The following is a 4,986-nucleotide window of genomic DNA, read 5'->3' on the forward strand; positions in this document are numbered from 1 at the left end:
CTATGTTATTGCCCGCTGCAAATACTGCTGGCAAGCCAACATCAGTGTATGAGAAGTTAAAATTCGTGCTTTTTCCGCCCTTAGTCTCCCATTTGCTTTTAAATCCTCTCCTATACCATTTCTTTTTCTCTTTCCATTTATAAACGCTATAGCTATTTACGTGGTTATTTAGCATTAGAGCTATGTTTTCTACATTATCGCTATTTAGCCTTAGATCTCCTCCAGCATATATAACACTCTTATCGTTTAATACATCGTTTACATTTAAATTTATATCATTGTTAGCTATTATGCTGCCTGGGATGAAGTTGGCTTTATCATCTTCGTTTAGCACATCTTTAACTATACTATATGTGATAGTTCTTTTTTGCTCGTTTTTCTTTGCTCTACTAGTATCAACTAGAACCTCATTTGTATCATAGTCTAGTCTTAGATTATGAAATATCTTTTGGCTAGTGCCAACTAGATGCGAGTCTTTGTGTAAATTTAGAGCATATAGAGCGCCATCTTTATTTGCAGCCTCTTTTAATACTAACTCATTTACCTCGTTTTCATCTAGCTCACTTATATCTTTGCCTAGTTTTTTAGCTAGTTTGATGCTTATTTTCTCTTTTAGTTCTTTTAAATTTACGCCAAGCTTATATCTATTGACACCCTCTTTTTTTAGATGCATAGTGCCTTGTTTATGCACTGTATCCACCCTAGCCTGCGAGCTTGAGTTATTTACTAGCTTTTTAGCCTCTACATTTATATCTTTAGCATAAATTTGACTTGAGGTATTTACCAAAGTCTCTGCTTTTATGTTAAGGTTCTCTTTGGCTGCTATTAGCGCTTCATCTTTGTTTGTTATAGTCTTTGCCTCTATCTTAGCCTCTTTATTAGAAGCGATAGCGCCAGCATTAACTATATCGCCATCAAGGCTTATCTCTATGTTGTTATTTGCTATAACTAGGCCGTTATTATTTACGCCTACGCCATTACTTGTGCCAACTAGTTTGATTTTATTAGCATACATACCACCAAGTGCGCTACTATCTAGGCTAAAGCTGTTTTCTTGGTTTTTAGCTTTTATGTCGTTGTAAAGTCTATCTTTGCTTGAAACTACCGCCTTTTCACCGATGATGTTTAGCTCATTTGCGTGGATATTTGAGTTTAAATTTATGGCATTTGAGATCACATTAGTATAGTCACTGCTCTTATCGTTTAGGCCATCCCCTACGATATCTATAGAGTTATTAGATATTAGCTCTATCTCTTTAGGACTTAGTTTATTGATACTACCTGTTGTTAGTGTGAGTGAGCGAGAGTTGATCATATTTAGACCATCTACACTTATGCCATTTGGGTTTGCTATGACCACGTCAGCTCTACTACCAGCAACCTCTAAATTTCCTTTTAGAGATGATTTCTCAGCCGAATTTACTTTGTTGATAATAAGGCTTGCCTCTTTATTTAGCCTATAGTTTGCATCTATCTGGCCAGCTATCTTAGTATCTATGTTTTTATTAGAGTTATTAAGGATAGTGCCAGTTGGAGGGGTATTAAACCTGCTATATTCATTTATAGATACGCCCTTGCTATCAGGATTTGTGATGTTTATGATTAGCGTCTCATTAGGAGCTTTTAGTATATCAGGGCGGTTGCTAGCGCCTGGGTCAGCTATGATACTTGGCTCATTTGCAAGGGCAGGCATAGTGCCAAGTAGCAAAGAGAGACTTACGTAGAAATTTAAGCCTATGGTTAAAAGGCTAGGTTTTTGTGCATTTGAAATTTGGTTGTTCTTTAGCATATTTTATCCTTAAAATTCGTAGCTTATGATGAAATTTACATTTGTTGATTTAGTTTCAAAGCTCTTTGGTTTATAAAGAGGTTTTGAGACAGATATGTCGTAGCTTAGGTTGTTGTAGGCTTTTATGCTGCCTCTTAGACCTATGGCGTATCCTGCAAGGGTGTTTTTATCTTTTATGCCGCTACTTGCTGCCCTTACCATACCAGCGTCAAGCCCTGCATAGATAGAGTTGCTCTTATAGTAGTTATATGAGAGGGTATTTCTTACGCTTACTCCGTGGTTTCCAACAAGCGAGCTCTCCCCGTCAAACCCTCTAACACTGTAGTATCCACCGATGCTAAATTTATCCTGCAAGCTTAGTTTATTTAGACCATATCTTGCGTTGATATTTAGGTCATAGCTTAGTGGAAGTTCAAATTTATATTTGTAGTTTAGGTTTAAATTTATTAGAGCGAACCTAGATGTAGCCTCACCGCTGTCTTCTAGTGGATCAGGCTGTGATCTAAATATACCAGTGCCCTTTTTATAAGCTAGCTTGGCGCTAAAAGCTTGATTATATGAGCTCCAGCTTGATTTTACGCCTACCTCGTATCCAGCATTTCTTCTAGCTTGATTATCTAGCTCGTAGTCCTCTAGATAGTTTTTATTTTTTCTCTTAAATAGCTTTACGTAAGCGCTATTTTTAAAATTTGAGTCCCTATAAAATGTATAAGCAAGGCTTAATGAGTCACTCTCGCTTCTACCTTTATATGTGTAGAGATTGTAGGCTGCGTTTATGATCTGAGCGTAGTCATATTTACTCTTTTCATACTCAAGCATGAAGTAGCCAAATGGGATACTAAAGCCGTAATAGTAGTTGTTTGAAGCTCCGTGATCAGTGGCGCCATTAAATTTATTTGTAACCTCATATTTTTTAAATATATCTTTGCCACGCGAGAAGCTAAAAATTTCGTTAAATCCAAGTAAATTTAGTGTGCTTAAATTTACCATGCCTTGATATTTGCCGCTTTGTTTTGAGCCAAGGTTATCAAGGCTAATGGCAGCTTTTAGCGGGAAGCTATCAACCCTAGTGATCACTATGTTTGAAAAGCCAGCTCTATTTGAAGGTAAGAATTTGATACTAACGTCATTTTTTGAGACGTTTTGCAGTGACTCAAGAGCCTGCTCGATATCTCTTATATTTGCCACTTTATTTTTATGAGAGTACTCACCAAATGCGCTAAATAAGCTCGCTCTATTTCTTTGGCTATCAAGCTCGTTTATGCTTATATCATCTATTAAGCCAAGATTTATCACAAACTCTAGCTTGGCATCTTTTAGACTCTTTGTAACTAGGCTCGCACTTGAAGTGATATAGCCACTTTTTATTATCTCGTTGTTAAAAGAGTTTATGATTAGATTGATAGAGTTTTTGCCAAGACAGCTACCTGGTTTAAAATCAAGCTTGTTTAAACTAGCCTCTAAGATAGAGTTAAATTTAGAGTAGTTTGCATTATAAGCTTTTCTTATTATAGCCTCATCAGCACCGCTACTAGCATTAAAGCTAGCTACTTCGTTCTCACTAAGAAGTAAAATTTTATCTATTTTAAAGCATGGGGTTTCGTTTAAATTTAGCTTACCTTCTGAAGCTGGTTTTTCGTTAAGTAAATTTATGTTGGAGCTTTCGTTAAAAGAGCTTGCCATATTCGCCCTAATCTCTTCGTTGTTTAACTCGTTTTTTAGATTAGTCTCATTAGCAAGTAGCGCAGCACACACCATGCTTAAAGATAAGAGAGTTCTCATCTTAACCTTCCTTGGAAATAACTATAAAGTTATATTTTTTAAAATAATTTAGTGACATTATAAAGGATATAATCTTAATCTAATATTAAAATATAATGAGAAAAAAGAATTTTTATACAAAATATTTCAGAAATAAAACTTTTTAGATATGCAAATAACGTAGGAATTGTTTTTAATAGATGTCAATACAATCATTAAATGCTTGCACTAAAAACAGGAAGCACCTACTGTGTATTTTTTAGTATTAGAAAAGTTTAATATTATCTTATACTTATGAAATTTTTATATTTTTAGTATGCTTATTTTTTAAATTTTTGAAGAATATTATATTAATTTAATATTATTATGATATTAAATTAATATAATTATAATATCTAAACAATATTAGCTAAAAATTTTAAAGCGTATATATTGATTTACGCCCATACCAATTTTTTCCGCTTCTATCTTTACACGATCAAATTCATCTTGCGTAAAATAAAGTAAAAATGACTTATCTCGTTTTAAATTTTTAGGCTTTTTTGCTTCTGATGTTTCTCCCCTTGCCTGATTTATAAATTTTTCCTCGCTAGTAGCTGGAGTTGTATTTACTTTTTTAAAACCCATTTTTAATCCTTAATATTTTCTTTTACAACTTGTAATAGCTCGGCATAAAAACTTTCGAAATCTTCAAGTGCCCTATCCCCATTTTTGCAAAATTCACTCAAACTATTCCCATTTGAAACAGTTTTTCTATAAGCTTGTCTTTCGTAAATAACAGAGTTTAATAAAAAGACATCGCTTAAATTTCGCTCCTTTTTTGCATCATCGATGTATTCACGCATACTTTCAAGCTCTTTTGCCAAAAAAGGATTTGGAGAAACGCGGTTTACAAGTATAAGCGTAAGCAATTCCTCATTTAACTCTTTCGCTTCACTACTAAGATCAAGCATGCGATCAAGAACGCTCACATCATACTGTGATGGTATGGTTGGTATTATAAGTACATTTGATGACAACATAGCCTTACGCATCTCCTTACTATCACGCCCGCCAGTATCTACTACAATAGAGTCAAAGTTATCCCGCATACGCTTTATCTCATCACCCAAGCTAACACCTGTTTTTGATACACTTGAAAAGAGCGGTTTTAAATTTGACTGACTTCTAATATCTGAAAAAACTTCGGTTGAACGTTGTGGATCAGCATCTATTAAAAGGACGTTATCTCCATCCTCTGATAGCCTAGCTGCTAAATTTACAGCGAGTGTAGTTTTGCCACTACCACCTTTTTCATTTACGATAGATATTACCATTTTTAATCCTTTTCTTTTTATGGGATTATATCATAAAAATATCTTTTTCATATCTATATATTTTTATATAAATATTATTATCATATTATTATAATATTTATATCATATAATCTCTTTAGT

4 protein-coding genes are annotated in these 4,986 nt (G+C 34.0%); all 4 read right to left on the minus strand.

What is annotated here, in order from left to right; genetic code table 11:
- The coding region (locus F3G86_RS10445; protein WP_188116421.1) for a filamentous hemagglutinin N-terminal domain-containing protein at positions 1-1,789 on the minus strand (1,789 nt) is incomplete at its 3' end.
- Positions 1,790-1,798: 9 nt separating this feature from the next.
- Positions 1,799-3,571, minus strand: coding sequence for a ShlB/FhaC/HecB family hemolysin secretion/activation protein (locus tag F3G86_RS04725; RefSeq protein WP_149723128.1), 1,773 nt, complete (start codon positions 3,569-3,571; stop codon positions 1,799-1,801).
- Positions 3,572-3,955: 384 nt separating this feature from the next.
- Positions 3,956-4,177: a hypothetical protein gene (locus tag F3G86_RS04730; protein WP_103585681.1), complete on the minus strand. Its 222-nt coding sequence runs from the start codon at positions 4,175-4,177 to the stop codon at positions 3,956-3,958.
- A 2-nt stretch (positions 4,178-4,179) separates the two neighbouring features.
- On the minus strand, positions 4,180-4,866 hold the full coding sequence (locus tag F3G86_RS04735) for an AAA family ATPase (protein WP_103614105.1): 687 nt from the start codon (positions 4,864-4,866) through the stop codon (positions 4,180-4,182).
- Positions 4,867-4,986: the final 120 nt, after the last annotated feature.

The sequence above is a fragment of the Campylobacter concisus genome (genome assembly GCF_902460595.1).
Taxonomy (GTDB): Bacteria; Campylobacterota; Campylobacteria; order Campylobacterales; family Campylobacteraceae; genus Campylobacter_A; species Campylobacter_A concisus_BL.

Bases quoted from the DNA above. Each gene is read 5' to 3' on its own strand.
- F3G86_RS04725 (WP_149723128.1), bottom strand. From the start codon at position 3,571: ATGAGAACTCTCTTATCTTTAAGCATGGTGTGTGCTGCGCTACTTGCT.
- F3G86_RS04730 (WP_103585681.1), bottom strand. From the start codon at position 4,177: ATGGGTTTTAAAAAAGTAAATACAACTCCAGCTACTAGCGAGGAAAAA.
- F3G86_RS04735 (WP_103614105.1), bottom strand. From the start codon at position 4,866: ATGGTAATATCTATCGTAAATGAAAAAGGTGGTAGTGGCAAAACTACA.